The 16,397-nt window shown below is 68.1% G+C and carries 13 protein-coding genes; 7 read left to right on the top strand and 6 right to left on the bottom strand.

Features of this window, described 5'->3' with window-relative positions; translation table 11 throughout:
* Positions 1–78: 78 nt before the first annotated feature.
* The 3 genes from lipB to ACR3ZA_RS01230 all read left to right on the top strand — a co-directional run bounded on the left by lipB (position 79) and on the right by ACR3ZA_RS01230 (position 2,622).
* Positions 79–729 carry a lipoyl(octanoyl) transferase LipB gene (gene lipB, locus ACR3ZA_RS01240; protein WP_473659353.1) on the top strand — a complete coding sequence of 217 codons (651 nt, stop codon included), beginning with the start codon at positions 79–81 and terminating at the stop codon, positions 727–729.
* On the top strand, positions 726–1,742 hold the full coding sequence (gene lipA / locus ACR3ZA_RS01235) for a lipoyl synthase (protein ID WP_473659351.1): 1,017 nt from the start codon (positions 726–728) through the stop codon (positions 1,740–1,742). The genes lipB and lipA overlap by 4 nt, the downstream gene beginning before the upstream one ends.
* A 178-nt stretch (positions 1,743–1,920) precedes the next feature.
* On the top strand, positions 1,921–2,622 hold the full coding sequence (locus ACR3ZA_RS01230) for a DUF4191 family protein (protein ID WP_473659349.1): 702 nt from the start codon (positions 1,921–1,923) through the stop codon (positions 2,620–2,622).
* 112 nt (positions 2,623–2,734) lie between these two features.
* Here ACR3ZA_RS01230 and ACR3ZA_RS01225 read toward each other — a convergent pair whose 3' ends face one another.
* Positions 2,735–3,070 carry an RDD family protein gene (locus ACR3ZA_RS01225; RefSeq protein WP_473659347.1) on the bottom strand — a complete coding sequence of 112 codons (336 nt, stop codon included), beginning with the start codon at positions 3,068–3,070 and terminating at the stop codon, positions 2,735–2,737.
* Between the two features lie 229 nt (positions 3,071–3,299).
* On the opposite strand from ACR3ZA_RS01225, the gene glnA reads away from it, so the two are divergent.
* The 3 genes from glnA (at position 3,300) to ACR3ZA_RS01210 (ending at position 6,843) form a co-directional block, all read left to right on the top strand.
* Positions 3,300–4,724 carry a type I glutamate--ammonia ligase gene (gene glnA / locus ACR3ZA_RS01220; protein WP_473662256.1) on the top strand — a complete coding sequence of 475 codons (1,425 nt, stop codon included), beginning with the start codon at positions 3,300–3,302 and terminating at the stop codon, positions 4,722–4,724.
* 136 nt (positions 4,725–4,860) lie between these two features.
* Entirely contained in the window at positions 4,861–6,021 is a 1,161-nt protein-coding gene (locus ACR3ZA_RS01215) for an enolase C-terminal domain-like protein (protein ID WP_473659345.1), read from the top strand.
* A gap of 66 nt (positions 6,022–6,087) precedes the next feature.
* Positions 6,088–6,843: an FCD domain-containing protein gene (locus ACR3ZA_RS01210; protein ID WP_473659343.1), complete on the top strand. Its 756-nt coding sequence runs from the start codon at positions 6,088–6,090 to the stop codon at positions 6,841–6,843.
* Between the two features lie 44 nt (positions 6,844–6,887).
* Here the strand turns inward: ACR3ZA_RS01210 and ACR3ZA_RS01205 are convergent, their stop codons facing one another.
* From ACR3ZA_RS01205 to ACR3ZA_RS01185, 5 genes are all read right to left on the bottom strand, one after another.
* Positions 6,888–7,796, bottom strand: a complete 909-nt coding sequence (locus ACR3ZA_RS01205) for an ABC transporter permease subunit (RefSeq protein ID WP_473659341.1) — start codon at positions 7,794–7,796, stop codon at positions 6,888–6,890.
* Position 7,797: 1 nt separating this feature from the next.
* Positions 7,798–8,730 (bottom strand): ABC transporter permease subunit, encoded by a 933-nt coding sequence (locus ACR3ZA_RS01200; RefSeq protein WP_473659339.1) that lies wholly within the window; start codon positions 8,728–8,730, stop codon positions 7,798–7,800.
* A gap of 39 nt (positions 8,731–8,769) precedes the next feature.
* On the bottom strand, positions 8,770–10,128 hold the full coding sequence (locus ACR3ZA_RS01195; RefSeq protein ID WP_473659337.1) for an ABC transporter substrate-binding protein: 1,359 nt from the start codon (positions 10,126–10,128) through the stop codon (positions 8,770–8,772).
* A gap of 186 nt (positions 10,129–10,314) precedes the next feature.
* Positions 10,315–13,236: a bifunctional [glutamine synthetase] adenylyltransferase/[glutamine synthetase]-adenylyl-L-tyrosine phosphorylase gene (locus ACR3ZA_RS01190; protein WP_473659335.1), complete on the bottom strand. Its 2,922-nt coding sequence runs from the start codon at positions 13,234–13,236 to the stop codon at positions 10,315–10,317.
* A 34-nt stretch (positions 13,237–13,270) separates the two neighbouring features.
* Positions 13,271–14,608: a glutamine synthetase beta-grasp domain-containing protein gene (locus ACR3ZA_RS01185; protein ID WP_473659333.1), complete on the bottom strand. Its 1,338-nt coding sequence runs from the start codon at positions 14,606–14,608 to the stop codon at positions 13,271–13,273.
* Positions 14,609–14,644: 36 nt separating this feature from the next.
* Here ACR3ZA_RS01185 and ACR3ZA_RS01180 point away from each other — a divergent pair, with 36 nt between their 5' ends.
* The gene (locus ACR3ZA_RS01180; protein WP_473659331.1) at positions 14,645–16,375 is read left to right on the top strand and encodes an NAD+ synthase; all 1,731 of its coding nucleotides are present in this window, start codon (positions 14,645–14,647) and stop codon (positions 16,373–16,375) included.
* The last annotated feature ends 22 nt before the right edge of the window (positions 16,376–16,397 follow it).

Below are 16,397 nucleotides of genomic sequence, written 5' to 3'. Positions count from 1 at the left end.
AGCCGCCGCCGTGGACGAAGCCGGCGTTGGGTGGCGGCGGAGGACGCGTTCGCTCCCCCGCGCGCCTAAGCTGGTCGCATGGTCGACTTTGTCGACGCGGGGCTAAGCGCCAACTCCGTGTCGTATTCGACGGCCCTCGAACGTCAACGTGCCCTGCACGCCGACGTCACGAGTGGTCGGGCGCCGGACACCGTACTCCTTCTCGAGCATCCCAGCGTCTACACCGCCGGGAAGCGCACCGAACCCCACGAGCGCCCCACCGACGGCACCCCGGTGATCGACGTCGACCGCGGGGGCAAGATCACCTGGCACGGTCCCGGTCAGCTCGTCGGCTATCCGATCCTGCGCCTGCGCGACCCGATCGATGTGGTCGCCTACGTGCGGCGGCTCGAGGACATGCTCATCGCGGTCCTCGCCGAGTTCGGCGTGCCCGGGGAGCGAGTCGACGGACGCAGCGGAGTGTGGCTGCGCGGAAGCGACAAGATCGCCGCCATCGGCATCCGCGTCGCTGACGGTGTCACCATGCACGGCTTCGCCCTCAACTGCAGCAACTCCTTCGAGGCCTACCGAACAATCGTGGCGTGCGGCCTTCGCGACGCCGGTGTCACCAGCATCTCGCGTGAACTGGGCCGACAAGTGACGCCGCAGGAGGTGGTCCCGGTGATCGCCCGGGTCTTCGACTCGCACCTCGCCGACAGCCTCTCCTCGACCGAAACGGTGACCGCATGACCCTCAACGAGACCCGCGCGACCGAGCCCGCCGGCCGCAAGATGCTGCGCCTCGAGGTGCGCAACGCCTCCGTGCCGATCGAGCGCAAACCCGACTGGATCAAGACCCGCGCCAAGATGGGGCCCGAGTACACGGCGCTGCAGAGCCTCGTGAAGGACGAAGGCCTGCACACCGTGTGCCAGGAGGCCGGATGCCCCAACATCTACGAGTGCTGGGAGGATCGCGAGGCCACCTTCCTGATCGGCGGCAGCCAGTGCACGCGGCGCTGCGACTTCTGCCAGATCGACACGGGGAAGCCCGCCGACTACGACACCGACGAGCCGCGGCGGGTGGCGGAATCGGTCGTCACGATGGGCCTGCGCTACGCGACGGTCACCGGTGTCGCCCGCGACGACCTGCCCGATGAGGGCGCGTGGCTTCACGCCGAGACGGTGCGCGCGATCCACGCGGCCAACCCGGGCACCGGGGTCGAGATCCTGGCGACCGACTTCTCGGGCAACCCCGACCTGCTCGGCGAGGTGTTCTCGTCGCGGCCGGAGGTCTTCGCGCACAACGTGGAGACCGTGCCGCGGATCTTCAAGCGCATCCGCCCCGCATTCCGCTACGAGCGCTCGCTCGATGTGATCACGCAGGCGCGGCGCGCGGGACTCATCACCAAGTCGAACCTGATCCTCGGCATGGGTGAGGAGCCCGCCGAGGTCACGGAGGCGCTGCGCGACCTGCACGAGGCGGGCTGCGACATCATCACGATCACGCAGTACCTGCGACCGACCCCGCGACACCTGCCGGTCGCTCGCTGGGTGAAGCCGGAGGAGTTCGTCGAGTTCAAGGCCCAGGCGGAGGAGATCGGCTTCCTCGGGGTGCTGGCGGGACCCCTCGTGCGCTCCAGCTACCGTGCGGGGCGGCTCTGGGCGCGCTCGATGAAAGCGAAGGGCTGGGCGGTGCCTCCGGAGCTGCAGCATCTTGCCGACGCCGCCGAGTCCGACTCCGCCTTCGCCCAGGCGGTGTCCTGAGTAGCAGCGACATCGAGCGCCTTGAGTAGCGACGCAGTCGCGTATCGAAAGGCACCCCCATCGAGCGCCTTGAGTAGCGACGCAGTCGCGTATCGAACGGCGACCCCGCACCCGACTCCCCTGAGCATCCCCGGCGCACGTGTCCCGAGCATCCGCGCCGACCCGTATCCTAGTTTTCATGGCCCGCACCCCTCGCCCCGCGAAAGAACCCGGTCGTCTCAAGCAGATGTGGCAGGTCTTCCAGATGACCCGCCGCTACGACAGCAACATCGTCTGGATGCTGATCCTGGCGCTGATCGCCCCGATCGGCGCGGCGATCGTGATCTCGATCCTGTTCTCGAGCGACAACATCATCGGCATCATCCTCTATAACGTGTCGGGTGTTCTCGGCGGTGTGCTGCTGGTGCTGATCGTGCTGGGGCGGCGTGCCGAACGCGCGGCGTTCTCGCAGATCGAGGGCCAGGCGGGCGCGGTGGGCGCCGTGCTGAAGAGCTCGCTGCGGCGCAGCTGGGTCGGCAGCGAGATGCCGATCAACGTGAGCCCGCGAACCCAGGATGCGGTCTACCGCGCCGTCGGCAAGGGCGGCGTCGTGCTGATCGGCGAAGGACCGCGCTCGCGCACCCAGCCGATGCTCGACAAGGAGCGAGCCAACGTCTCGCGCATCCTCCCGAACGTCACCGTCACGCTCATGTACGTGGGCCCCGACCACGACTCGACGCCGCTGCACAAGATCGTGCCGACGCTCGCGCGTCTCAAGAAGACGCTGCGTCGCGATGAGGTCACGGCTGTCTCGAACCGCCTCGCCTCGCTCAACCGCAACACGCTGCCGATCCCGAAGGGCATGGACCCGACCAAGGTTCGCGCGCCGCGCCCGCGCTAGTCCGCGTCACCGGCTTGCCGAGCGCTACCGAAATACACCAGCGCCACCGAATTTCTGGTCGCGCTCGCGAGTTTCGGTAGCGCTCGGCGACCGCGGGGGGCGCGGGCGGGGGCTAGGTGCGGACGAGGACCGTGCCGGCGGCCACGTCGTGCATGCCGCGCTGGTTCTTGTCCCAGATCAGGGCGGGGATCGCGAGGCACAGCAGAAGCGTGCGAACGAGCGGCCGCCACATGCCGAGCGGCCCGCCCGTGATCGGCACGACGCGCATCCCGAGCATGAGGTGGCCCAGCCCGCCGCCGAAGAAGATCTGGAAGACCACCTGCAGCACGGCAAAAATGCCGAGCGTGGCGAAGGGGTCGGTCTGCCAGTCGCCGGGAGAGAAGAACGCGAGCGAGAGCAGCGTCGCCAGCGCCCAGTCGATGGCCAGCGCAGCCGCTCGGCGCCCCACGCGGGCGACCGAACGCCGCCCCGTTTCGGGGAGCCCCAACGCGCGTCCCGGCCAATTCTCAGCGGCTCCCGTACTCACCCCACGAGCCTATGCGCTCGCGCCGCCGTAACATGCCGGAAACAATTGCGTCATGGCAGAGAAACCCCCTCCGCCTAAGGTCGAGGGGCAGGCTGCACCTGCAGTCTCAACCGTTCTACGGCCCTTGGAGTCATTCCCTATGTCCAGCCCTCTGTTCAGCGACTCGTCTGAGGTCCTGAAGTTCATCAAGGACACGGATGTCAAGTTCATCGACATCCGGTTCACTGACCTTCCGGGTATCCAGCAGCACCTCACCATCCCCGCGTCGACCGTCGACGAAGACTTCTTCACCGTCGGCCAGATGTTCGATGGTTCGTCGATTCGCGGCTTCCAGTCGATCCACGAGTCCGACCTGCAGCTCGTCCCGGACATCTCGACCGCGTACCTCGACCCGTTCCGTGTCGCGCGCACCCTCGTGATCGTCTTCGACATCTACAACCCGCGCAACGGCGAGATCTACACGCGTGACCCGCGTCAGGTCGCCAAGAAGGCCGAGAAGTACATCGCGTCGACCGGCATCGCCGACACCGCGTTCTTCGCCCCCGAGGCCGAGTTCTACATCTTCGACGACGTGCGCTTCGAGGTGAAGCAGAACAAGAGCTTCTACGAGGTCGACTCGGAGGAGGCTGCCTGGAACACGGGCCGCGTCGAGGAGGGTGGAAACCTCTCCAACAAGACCCCGTACAAGAGCGGATACTTCCCCGTCTCGCCGGTCGACAAGCACGCCGACCTCCGCGACGACATCGTGCTCAAGCTGATCGACGCTGGCTTCGAGGTCGAGCGCGGCCACCACGAGGTGGGCACCGCCGGCCAGGGCGAGATCAACTACAAGTTCGACACCATGGTTCACGCCGGTGACGACATCCTGAAGTTCAAGTACATCGTCAAGAACACGGCGCTTGAGTGGGGCAAGGTCGCGACCTTCATGCCGAAGCCGCTCATGGGCGACAACGGTTCGGGCATGCACACGCACCAGTCGCTGTGGAACGACGGCAAGCCGCTGTTCTACGACGAGAGCGGCTACGGCGGCCTCTCGGACATCGCGCGCTGGTACATCGGCGGCATCCTGAAGCACGGCTCGGCGATCGCCGCGTTCACCAACCCGACGGTGAACTCGTACCACCGCCTGATCCCGGGCTTCGAGGCTCCGGTCAACCTGGTCTACTCGGCCGGTAACCGCTCGGCTTCGGTGCGTATCCCGATCACCGGCACCAACCCGAAGGCCAAGCGCATCGAGTTCCGCGCGCCGGATGCCTCGGGCAACCCCTACCTCGCGTTCGCGGCGCAGCTGATGGCGGGCATCGACGGCATCAAGAACAAGATCGAGCCGCACGAGCCGGTCGACAAGGACCTCTACGAGCTTCCGCCCGAGGAGGCGGCTGGCATCCCCAAGATGCCCGGATCGCTCGACGAGGCGCTTGCGGCGCTCGAGGCCGACCACGACTTCCTCCTCGAGGGCGGCGTGTTCACGAAGGACCTCATCGAGACCTGGATCGACTACAAGCGCGAGAACGAGCTTCTCCCCTTCGCGCAGCGTCCGCACCCCTACGAGTACGAGCTGTACTTCGGGGTCTGATCCCGCGTTTCACCGGCAACGGGCCGTTCTCCTTCGGGAGGGCGGCCCGTTCCGCGTTTCCGGCTCGACACCGCACTGAAGAACATATGATGTATGCTCTTTAGTGCGGGCGTCGCCCGCCCGAACGTCAAGGGCGATGATGAAGATCACGGGATACCACTGCCTCACCAGCTATCAGGACTGGGGACGGCCCATCGGCGACGCCAACGGCGTCATCGAATCGGGCATCACTGAGGTGCCCATCGTCGTGCTCGAAACCGACGAAGGCGTCAACGGCTACGCCACCGGATCTGCCCACGACATCGAACGCATCTTCCCGGCGATCGAGGGCGAAGACCCGCGCGCGGTGAGCGCCCTCTATGACCGGATGCTCTCCCGCGTCTTCAAGTCGGGCCATTCCGGCGCGACCTTCGGCGGCATCGGCACGCTGGATTCCGCCCTGTGGGATCTCAAGGCCAAGGTCGCCGGAGAGCCGTTGTGGCGCCTGCTGGGCGCTCGCGACCGCTACGTCGCGGGCTACGCCTCCGGACTCGACATCGCACTGAGCGACGAGCAGCTGGCGGAGTTTTATCGCACGATGTCCGATCGCGGCTTCACCAGCGGCAAGCTCAAGGGCGGCCAGAACGCCGCCACCGACCTTCGGCGACTCGACATCATGGCGGGCGAGCTCGCCGCTGCGGGCGTCGAGCCAGCGCTCATGCTCGACGCGAACGAATCCTGGAACCTCAAGCAGGCGGTGCGCTACCTGCACACCATCGAGAGCGAGGTCGAACTGACCTGGATCGAAGAGCCGCTGCGACGCTGGGACGCCGCGGGCCACGCCCGGCTCTCGAGCGCCATCCGCGCGGGGGTCGCCACCGGTGAGAACCTCACGGGATTGGAGCAGTACCGACCGCTGCTGGACGCGGGCGCCGTGGACATCGTCCAGGCGGGAGCCGGCTGGGGCGTCACCCACTTCCTGCGCGTCGCCGCGGCGGCGCACAGCCGCGACCTCCCCGTCAGCCCGGTCGGTCTGACCGCGAACGCGGCGGTTGCGCACGCGGCCGCCGCGATTCCGAATCACCTCGCCGCAGAGGTGCAGGATCTCGGCGCGCCCTTCGGCGTCACCGTCGATCAGGAATTCAGCGACGGCGGCATCGTCCTCGGCGACGAGCCGGGCGCCGGCATCCACGTCGACGAGGCCGCAATCGCGGCCCACGCCTCCGCTGACGGCTCGTGGCTGGTCGCACAGGGCCCGCACGTGCGCTCGAGTCGGGCGGGACTCTCTCTGGCCGCCGATCTGCCCTCGCGCCCGTAGAGCCGTGTTCGTCACCCTTCCGCATGCCGCACCGTGCCCAGGACAGCCGCGGAATACACTGACAGCATGACGGACCCTGCCGCAGACCTCGGCGCGCTCGGCAGCCGGACGCCCCGCGTTCCCGCCGCGCGTCTCGGCGTCGCGGTCGTTCACGACCTCGTCACCGCGATCGTCACTGGACAGGTGAAGCCCGGCGAGGTGCTGCCCCCGGAGGGCGTGCTGAGTCAGACCTTCGGCGTCAGCCGAACGGTCGTGCGCGAGTCGGTGAAGCGCGTCGAGGAGAAGGGCATGCTCACCGTCGCGCAGGGCCGCGGCACCCAGGTGAACCCGCCGTCGTCGTGGAACGTGCTGGACCCGGTCGTGCTCTCCGCTCTCGTCGAGAACGACGACTCGCTCGGCGTGCTCGATGAGCTCGCCATCGTCCGTGGGTCGTTGGAGGGTTCAATGGCCGCCGCCGTCGCGGCCCACCGCACCGAGGACGACATCCGGGACCTGACCCGCGCCTACGACGAGATGGCCGCGACCATCTCCAACATCGAAGACTTCGCCGAAGCGGATGCTCGCTTCCACTTCCTCGTGATGGAGCTCTCGAAAAACCGGCTCGCGGCGAACATCACGCAGATCCTGTTCTCGCGCGCGCTGGAGAGCATTCGCTTCGTCGGCGCTCCCCCCGTCGAGTCGCTGCAGATCACCCTCGACGAGCACCGCGAGATCCTCGCGGCGATCGAGCGCGGCGACGCCGCGGGAGCCGATCTTGCCATGCACCGCCACATCGAAGAAGCGTGGCAGCGCCGCCGATTCCCCGACTCCGCCTCCTCGTAGCGACTGCTCCCGCGGACGAGACCTCGAGGCACGTCGCCCCGCAATCAGCCCTTCGTGCCGCCCGCGGTCATTCCCGTGACCAGGAACCGCTGCGAGAAGAGGAAGACGATCAGCACCGGCGCAACCGACAGCACCGTCGCGAGCGCGAGTGCAGGAAGATCGATCGTTGTCGAGGCCGCGGTCGTGGGGTTGAACTGCGGCACGTTGGACAGGAGCTCTGCGAGGCCGACCTGAATCGGAGCGCTGCGACCTGGAACCGTCACGAACGGCAGGAAGTAGTTGGTCCAATTGCCGGTGAATGAGAAGAACCCGACGAGCGCCACCACGGGCGTTGCCAGCGGCAGCGCCACCTGGCGGAACACGCGCAGCTCGCTCGCCCCATCGATGCGAGCGGCATCGAGCAGATCTTTTGAGATCGTCGTCGAGAAGTAGATGTAGGTCAGATAGACGCCGAACGGGAAGAACGAGAACGGCAGGATCACGGCGAGCGGGGAGCCGATCAGACGCACCGCTGACAGTTCGAGGAACACCGGCAGCACGAGCGCCGTGTTCGGGATGAGCATGACCACGAGCGTCACGACGAGAAGCAGGTGACGGCCGCGGAACTCGGTGAGCGCGAGCGCATAGCCCGCGGGGATGCTGATCACCAGGGTGATGACGAGCGCGCTGAGCGAGTAGAGCGCCGAGTTGCCGAGCCACGTCCAGACCAGACCGTTCTGGTAGGTCATCAGGCTCTCCCAGTTCACCGCGAACTGTTCAAGCGTCCCGACCGAGAACGGGTTGTCGAGCAGCAGCTGTCGCCCGTCCTTCGTCGGCGCGATGAGCAGCCAGGCGATGGGAACGATGAAGAACATCAGGAAGAACACGACGACGCCGCCAGCGAGGATGCGCCCGAGGAACATCCCTGGGGTCACCGCCCGGGCGCGCCGGGCGAGCCCGGCACGTGATGTCACGTTATTCGCGTTCAAAGAGACCACCCCGGAAGACGAAGAAGACGCTCAGGCCGAGAGCGACGACCAGCAGCACGAGCGAGATCGCGGCCGAGCCATTGAAGTCGTTCTGGCGGAATGCGTAGAGGAAGGCGAGCTGGTTGAGCGAGTAGTCCTGCGTGACGACACCCTTGCTCGCCTGGGCGAGCACGCGCGGCTCCACGAACAGCTGGGTCCCGGCCGCGAGCGACAGGATCGCCATGTACGAGATCCACTTGCGCAGCAGGGGGATCTGGATGTGCCACGCGGTGTGGATGGGTCCGGCACCGTCGATGCGCGCGGCCTCCATGACCTCATCGCTGATGTTGTTCAGGGCTCCGTACATGATGACGATCCAGCCACCGGCGCCGGTCCAGAACGCGATGATCGCGAGGACGATGTGAAGCGTGTCGGTCTGCACGACCTGCACGAAGGTTTCTTTGCCGAGGGCTTCGAGAATGAAGGAGACCGGGCTTACGGCGGGGTCGAGCACGAACAGCCACAGCATGACGCTCGAGGCGCCGGCGAGAGCGCCGGGGATGTAGAACAGGAATCGGGTCGTCGTGGAGAGCCAGCGCACGCGCACCGCGTGCACGATGAGCGCCAGCAGGACGACGAAGACGATGAGGCTCAGAAGCCAGACAACCACGAAGAGCGCGACGTGCCCGACCGCCGGCAGGAACCGGTAGTCGGCGAAGACCCGGACGAAGTTGTCGAAGCCGACGAAGGCACCCTCCCGGGTGAACGCGAGGAACAGCGCGTAGACGGCCGGGCCGACGCCGAAGGCCAGAAGGAACAGCGTGTAGCCGCTCGAGAAGATGGCGCCCATGCGAGCCTGAGCGCGGGCCGGCGCGGGACGCGCACCGGCCCGCTGCCGCCCCCGGGTGGAGGAGGCGGCAGCGGCGGTTGTGGAACTCATGAAGACATCTTTCAGGTGGTGAGCGGATGACGGGGCGGATCAGCCGATCGTGTAACCGACCGTCTGCGCCTCGTTCTCCATCTCCTGCTGCCAGTCGGCCGACAGCTCGGCGATCGTCTTTCCCTCCGCGAGTCCGGGCACGATGATCTTCGCGTAGGCGGTCTCGGGCGAGAAGTTCGGGAAGCCCCAGCCGGTCCACACGGTCGCGGCGGCGGTGCTCATCGCGCCTTCGAAGTCGCCGACGAAGAACCCGCTCTCCGCCTGGCCGGCGAGCCACGCCTGGGCGGCCGACTCGTACGCCGGGAGGCCGCCGGTTCCTGCGGTCTGCTCATCCGAGACGATGAACTGCATGAACGTCTTCACCGCGTCGAGGTTGGCCGAGTGGCTCGAGGCATACCACATGCCGCCGCCGATGTTGCCGGTGACCTCGGCGCCGTCCTCCCAGACGAGCGGCGCTGCCGCGCCCCATTCGCCGGCGTCAGCACCGACGTTGTCGGGGTTCTGGAAGAGCGCGCCGCTGTACCAGGCAGCACCGGGGATCGCGAGGAGCTTGTCGGACTGGGCGACGAACTCGGCGCTGAACAGGCTGTCCTGAATCAGGGAGCCGTTGGCGACCATGTTGTCGAGCATCGTCGTCACCTTGACCGAGTTCGGGTCGGAGAGGTCCGAGCTGAAGGTGTCGCCGTCGACCGTGAAGATCGGCGCCTCGCCCGCCCAGTAGTACACGTACGGGCCGACGAACGAGTCGCCGATCGAGCCGAGGAAGTAGCCGGGGTGCTCCGCCGCGAGGGTCGCGCCGAGCGCCTCGTACTCCTCCCACGTCGTGGGGACGTCGTATCCGAACTCCTCGAAGAGCGCCGCGTTGTACCAGAACAGCACCGGCGCGAGGTCATTGCGCAGGCCGTAGACCGTGCCGTCGATGGTTGCCGGCTCGAGAGCACCGTCGGTGAATCCGTCGAGGAAGTCGTCGTCGAGGAATCCCTGGTTGAGAGGGGCGGCGAACGCCTGCTGCCCCGCATTCGACTGCGACGCCCACGACGCGTCGTTCGCCTGCGAGGAGAACACCACGTCCGGCCAGCCGTCGCCAGCCTGGTCGGCGAGAGCGATCTTGGTCTGGAAGGTGCCCGAGGCGCCCGCCGAGCCGTCGTCGACGACGAGGTCGACCTCAATGTCGGGGTACGCGGCCTGGAACGCCTCCACCGCGGGCTGACGCGTCGCGTCGACCCAGATCGTGATGGGGCTGTCGGCGATCTGCTCGACGGTCGCGAAACCGTACTCGGGGTTGATCTCCCCCGCGCCAGTGCTCGCGCATCCGGCGAGGAGCCCGACACTCGCGAGCGCGGCGCCGATCAGGAGCTTTCGAGGAGCGCGGACAGAGGTGCTGTGCTGTGGGGCCATGTCACGGGCCTTTCTGGTCGACTTCGTTGACGACGCACCGCCCCCTGTGGGCGGGCAGGACAAGTAGATCATACGTGTGATGTATTTGCAACGCGACACGATTGCTCGCCGAACTGAGCGCAACGCACCCCGCCTCTGACGGGTCTGCGCGCGCGGCGCGCGCGTCCCGGCCCGCCCCCGCACGCGTCAGTCGATGCCGTAGAAGCCGCGCTCGAACACCTGACGTGCGAGCCGCGTCAGCCGCAGGTAGTCCTCCTCGAGCTGCGAGGCGGAGTAGCGCGGGTACTCCATCAGCCGCGCCACGCCCTCCAGCGAGCGGCGGTCGCTCGGAAGCACGTCGGCGGTCTTCGCCGTCCACAAGGTCATCGCCGAGCGGGCGCGCGAGGCGATGATCCAGGCGTCGCGCAACCGCGCCGCATCCGTCGTCGACACCAGGCCCGCATCGACAGCCGCGGCCAGGGCGCCGAGCGTCGACGTCGTCCGAAGCTCCGGCACACGGGCGGCGTGCTGCAGCTGCAGCAGCTGCACGAACCACTCGACGTCGCTCAGCGAACCGCGCCCGAGCTTCAGATGGCGCGCCGGATCGGCCCCCTGCGGCAGCCGCTCGGACTCGACGCGGGCCTTGATGCGCTTGACCTCCCGCACATCCGCATCGGAGATCTGCTCCGGATAGCGCACCTCGTCGGCCAGCGCCTCGAACTCGGCGAGCAGCTCGGGGTCGCCGACGGCACCGCGCGCCCGCAGCAGGGCCTGCGCCTCCCAGGTGAGCGACCAGCGCTCGTAGTAGGCGCGGTACGAGTCGAGGGATCGCACCACCGGGCCATTCTTGCCCTCGGGCCGCAAGTCGATGTCGAGGTCCAGCGGAAGTCGCAGGTCCTGGCTGAGCTGCGACAGCTCGCGCACGATGCCTTCGGCGCGCTTCTGCGCCTCTTCCGGTTCGATGCCGGCCGGGCGGTACACGTAGAGGATGTCGGCGTCGCTGCTGAAGCCGAGCTCCTGTCCGCCGTAGCGCCCCATCGCGATGATCGCGAACTCGATGCCGTCGCCGTAGCGGTGCGCGACGCCGAGCATGCCGGTCAGGATCGCATCCGTCACGTCGCTGAGCGCCCGCCCCAGCTCCTCGACCGAGATGACGCCGAGCACGCCCGCGAGGGCGAGCCGGAGCACCTCGCGCCGCCGCGCGATGTGCAGCGCCGACTTCGCCCCGTCGGTATCATCGCGGTGCCGCGAGACGATCGCGGCCGTCTCCTCCAGCAGCGCCTCCCGGGACCGCGGACGCAGCTCCTCGTCCTTCTCCAGCCAGGCGGCCGCCTCGGGGATGCGCTCGAACAGCCCGCCGATGAAGCGCGAGCTCGACAGCGCGTGCGTGAGCCGTTCGGCGGCGCCCGAGGAGTCGCGGAGCATGCGCAGATACCAGTACGCCTCCCCCAGCTGCTCGCTGAGGTTGCGGAAGGTCAGCAGTCCGTAGTCGGGGTCGGCGCCGTCGGAGAACCACTGCAGCATGACCGGCAGCAGGGTGCGCTGGATCGCCGCACGACGCGAGACGCCACCGCTGAGCGCAGCGATGTGCCGCAGCGCGCCCTCGGGATCGACGAAGCCGATCGCCGCGAGTCGGGCGGTGGCCTGCTCGCTCGTGAGCGAGGTGCCCTCGTCGGGGAGGGACGCCACCGCCTCGAGCAGCGGACGGTAGAACAGGCGCTCGTGCAGCGACCGCACCGAGGTCTTGATCTTCTGCCACTGGCCGAGCAGATCATTCGCCGAGGTGCCGAGCCCGGCGGCGCGCGCCAGCACGCGCAGCACCCCCTCGTCGCGCGGCATCAGATGGGTGCGCCGCAGACGTGACAGCTGGATGCGGTGCTCCACCACCCGGAGGAACCGGTAGTCGCGCGAGAACTCGGCCGCTTCGACGCGCCCGATGTAGCCGCGCTCGGACAGCGCGCGGAGCGCCCCGAGCGTCGAGCGGTCGCGCACCTGGTCGTCGTTCGCGCCGTGCACGAGCTGCAGCAGCTGCACCGTGAACTCGATGTCGCGCAGTCCGCCCGGACCGAGCTTGAGCTGCACATCCACCTCGTCGCGCGGGATGTGCGCGGTCACGCGCTCCCGCATCTTCTGCACGGACTCGACGAAGCCGTCGCGCGAGGCGCTCGTCCAGACGAGCGGGCCGATGCTGCCGAGGTAGCGCTCGCCGAGCCCCGGGTCACCGGCCAGCGGACGGGCCTTCAGCAGGGCCTGGAACTCCCAGTTCTTCGCCCAGCGCTCGTAATAGGCCAGGTGCGACTCGACAGTGCGCACGAGGGCGCCGTCCTTGCCCTCGGGGCGCAGGTTCGCGTCCACCTCCCAGAGCATCGGCTCGAGCGCAAGGTCCTGGATCCCGCGCATCGTCTCGGCGGCGAGGAACGTGGCGATCTCCACCGCCCGGCCGTCCGCAAGCTGCTCACTGTCGGCGCTCTCGCCGACGAAGATCACATCGACATCGCTCAGGTAGTTGAGCTCACGGGCCCCCGACTTGCCCATCCCGATGATCGCCAGCCGCGTCAGTTCGATCTGCTCGGCAGGAAAGCGCGAGGACCGCTGCGCCACCGCGAGCGAGGCATCGAGCGCTGCTCCGGCAAGATCCGCGAGCGACGCCGCGACCTGGTCGACGACACTGAGCGAATCCTCCTGATCGAGGTCCCAGGCCGCCAGCCGCACGAGTTCGCGACGGTAGGCGAGCCGAAGCGCGTTCCAGCCGTCCTCCCCCGTCAGCCCGTCGGTCGCCGACACGATCGTGGCACGCGCCTGCTCGGGGCTGAGCAGGTCGGTCAGCGGGTCGAGCAGCGCATCCAGCTGCTCCGGATGGCGCACCAGGAAATCGAAGAGCCCCTCGGATGCGCCGGCGAGCAGCAGCAGACGCCGGCGGGCATCGACGTCATCGAGCACCCGCGCCAGCTTCTCCGGCGCACGTTCGTGGAGCGTGAGCACACCGCGCAGCGCGAGATCGGAGTCGGCGCTGACGGAGAACGAGTCCGCGAGCCCCGACGGCAACCCCTCCAGGGCGCCGTGCGCCCAGTCCAGCTCGACGAAGCCGAGTCGGGCGAGGTGGGTCAGGGTCAGCGTGGCACGCGTCATCGCAGCTCCGTCGCCGCCGGAGGGGCGGCGTCCGTCAGAGAATCTCCAGGTTGTTCTGCAGCTCGTAGGGCGTGACCTGGGCCCGGTAGCCGGCCCAGTCGCGACGCTTGTTGAGCAGCACGAATTCGAAGACCTGCTCGCCGAGGGTCTCGGCCACCAGCTCGCTCTTCTCCATCAGCCGCACCGCGTGGTCCAGGCTCGCCGGAAGGGACTCGTAGCCGAGCGCACGACGCTCGGTGTTCGTCATGTTCCAGACATCGCCATCGGCCTCGGGAGGAAGCTCGTAACCCTGCTCGATGCCCTTGAGTCCGGCCGCCAGCATCAGCGAGTACGCGAGATACGGGTTCGCGGCCGAATCGATGCCGCGGTACTCGACACGCGCGCTCTGCCCCTTGCCGGGCTTGTACATCGGCACACGCACGAGAGCCGAGCGGTTGTTGTGACCCCAGGTCACGTAGCTCGGAGCCTCGTCCCCGCCCCAGAGCCGCTTGTAGGAGTTGACGAACTGGTTCGTCACCGCCGTGATCTCCGGCGCGTGCCGGAGCAGGCCCGCGATGAACTGCTTGCCGATCGTCGAGAGCTGGTACTGCCCGCTCGGGTCGAAGAACGCGTTCGTGTCGCCTTCGAACAGCGACATGTGGGTGTGCATGCCCGAGCCCGGCTGCCCGACGATCGGCTTCGGCATGAACGTCGCGTAGACGCCCTGGTCGATCGCCACCTCCTTGACCACCGTGCGGAAGGTCTGGATGTTGTCGGCCATCGTGAGCGCGTCCGCGTAGCGGAGGTCGATCTCGTTCTGGCCGGGTCCCGCCTCATGGTGGCTGAACTCGACCGAGATGCCGAGGTCCTCCAGCATGCGCACGGACGCGCGACGGAAGTCGTGCGCGGTGCCGCCGGGAACGTTGTCGAAGTAGCCCGCCGAGTCGACGGGGACCGGCTGGCCGTTCTCCAGCTTGTTCGACTTCAGGAGATAGAACTCGATCTCGGGGTGCGTGTAGAACGTGAACCCGCGATCGGCGGCCGTGGCCAGCGTGCGCTTGAGCACGTTGCGCGGGTCGGCGACTGCCGGCTGACCGTCGGGGGTGCGGATGTCGCAGAACATGCGCGCCGTGGGGTCGATCTCGCCGCGCCACGGAAGGATCTGGAAGGTCGTCGGGTCCGGATGGGCCAGGACGTCGGCCTCGTAGGAGCGGGTGAGCCCCTCGATCGCCGAGCCGTCGAATCCGACACCCTCGCTGAAGGCGCCCTCCACCTCAGCGGGGGCGAGTGCGACCGACTTCAGGGTTCCGACGACGTCGGTGAACCACAGCCTCACAAACTTCACGCCCCGCTCTTCAATGGTGCGGAGAACGAAGTCACGCTGCTTGTCCATGCAGGCCCCTTTCTTGCTCGTCACTAGGCTATCGGTATGCCCCGCCTCCGACTGGCCTTGGCCCAGACCAACCCGATTGTCGGAGACTTTTCCGGCAACATCGTGCACATCCTCAACGCAGCGCGACAGGCCTGGGCCGACGGCGCCGACATCCTCGTCACCGGGGAGATGGCGCTCAGCGGCTACCCGATCGAAGACCTCGCCCAAGAACCCAGCTTCCTGCGCGAAGCCAGCGCCGCGGTGGAGACCCTGGCGTCCCGTCTGGTCGAGGAGGGACTCGGCGACCTCATCGTCGTCGTCGGGCACCCGGACGGCCCGCACGCGCCTCGCACCCTCGGCACCTCGAACGCCCCGACCGCGATCGCGCAGAACTGCGCGAGCGTGCTGCAGCACGGCGTCGCGCAGGCGCGATACGTCAAGCATCACCTGCCGAACTACTCGGTGTTCGACGAGTACCGCATCTTCATCCCCGGCGACGAGCTGCTGGTGATGCGCATCCGCGACGTGGACGTGGCGCTCGTCATCTGCGAGGACCTTTGGCGCGACGGGGGCCCGGTGAGCCGGGTGCTGGATGCCGACGCGGGACTGCTGCTCGTCATCAACGCGAGCCCGTTCGAGCGCGACAAGAACGAGGTCCGTCTCCCCCTCGTCACCCGCCGCGCCGTCGAGACCGAGACGGTCGTCGCGTACGCGAACATCGTCGGCGGTCAGGACGACCTGGTCTTCGACGGCGACAGCGTCGTGGTCAACGAGCGCGGAGAGATCCTGGCGCGCGCGCCGCAGTTCCGCGAACACCTGCTCGTGGTGGATGTGGAGCCGAGCGCCGCGACCGACCCGGTCGAGGTCGACCACGTCGCGCGCGTGGCGCTGACCGCGCGGCCGGCCTCCGACGCCGCCCGCGAGCCGGACATCGCCGAGCTGCCCGACGACCACGAGCAGCTCTGGAACGCTCTCGTGCTGGGTCTGCGCGACTACGTCGAGAAGAACGGATTCCGCAGCGTCGTCCTGGGACTGTCCGGCGGAATCGACTCGAGCGTCTGCGCGGCCCTCGCCGCCGACGCGATCGGCGCCGACCGCGTTTACGGCGTGAGCATGCCGAGCCGTTACAGCTCCGAGCACTCCAAGGATGACGCCGAAGACCTCGCCGATCGGATCGGGCTGCACTACTCGGTCGAGGCGATCGGCGAGCTCGTCCATCCGATCGAGACCCAGCTGGGGCTCACCGGAACCGCCGCCGAGAACGTGCAGGCACGCATCCGCGGCATCATCCTGATGGCCGAGTCGAACATGCACGGTCACCTCGTGCTGACGACCGGCAACAAGACCGAGCTCGCGGTCGGCTACTCGACGATCTACGGCGACTCGGCGGGAGGCTTCGCCCCGATCAAAGATGTGCCGAAGCTGTTGGTGTGGGAGCTCGCACGCTGGCGCAATGAGCACGCCCGCGCGCTCGGACAAGTGGAGCCGATCCCGGCCAACTCGATCGAGAAGCCGCCGAGCGCCGAGCTGCGCCCCGACCAGACCGACCAGGACACGCTGCCGCCGTACGAGGTGCTCGATGCGATCCTCGAGCTGTATGTGTCCGAGCGCCTCGGTCGGCGCGATGTGGTGGCGCGCGGATTCGACGCCGAGACGGTGAATTTCGTGGCGAATCTCGTCGACCGCTCCGAATGGAAGCGCCGCCAAGGGGCGATCGGCCCGAAGATCTCGGGCATGGCCTTCGGCCGTGACCGGCGCCTTCCGATCACGTCGCGCCCGGCGGGGTGATGGCGCGCCCGGCGGGCGGCGG

This window comes from Herbiconiux sp. J20-20 (assembly GCF_057365085.1).
The sequence above is the reverse complement of the archived record's forward strand: the minus strand, read 5'-3'. Positions and strand labels throughout refer to the sequence as shown.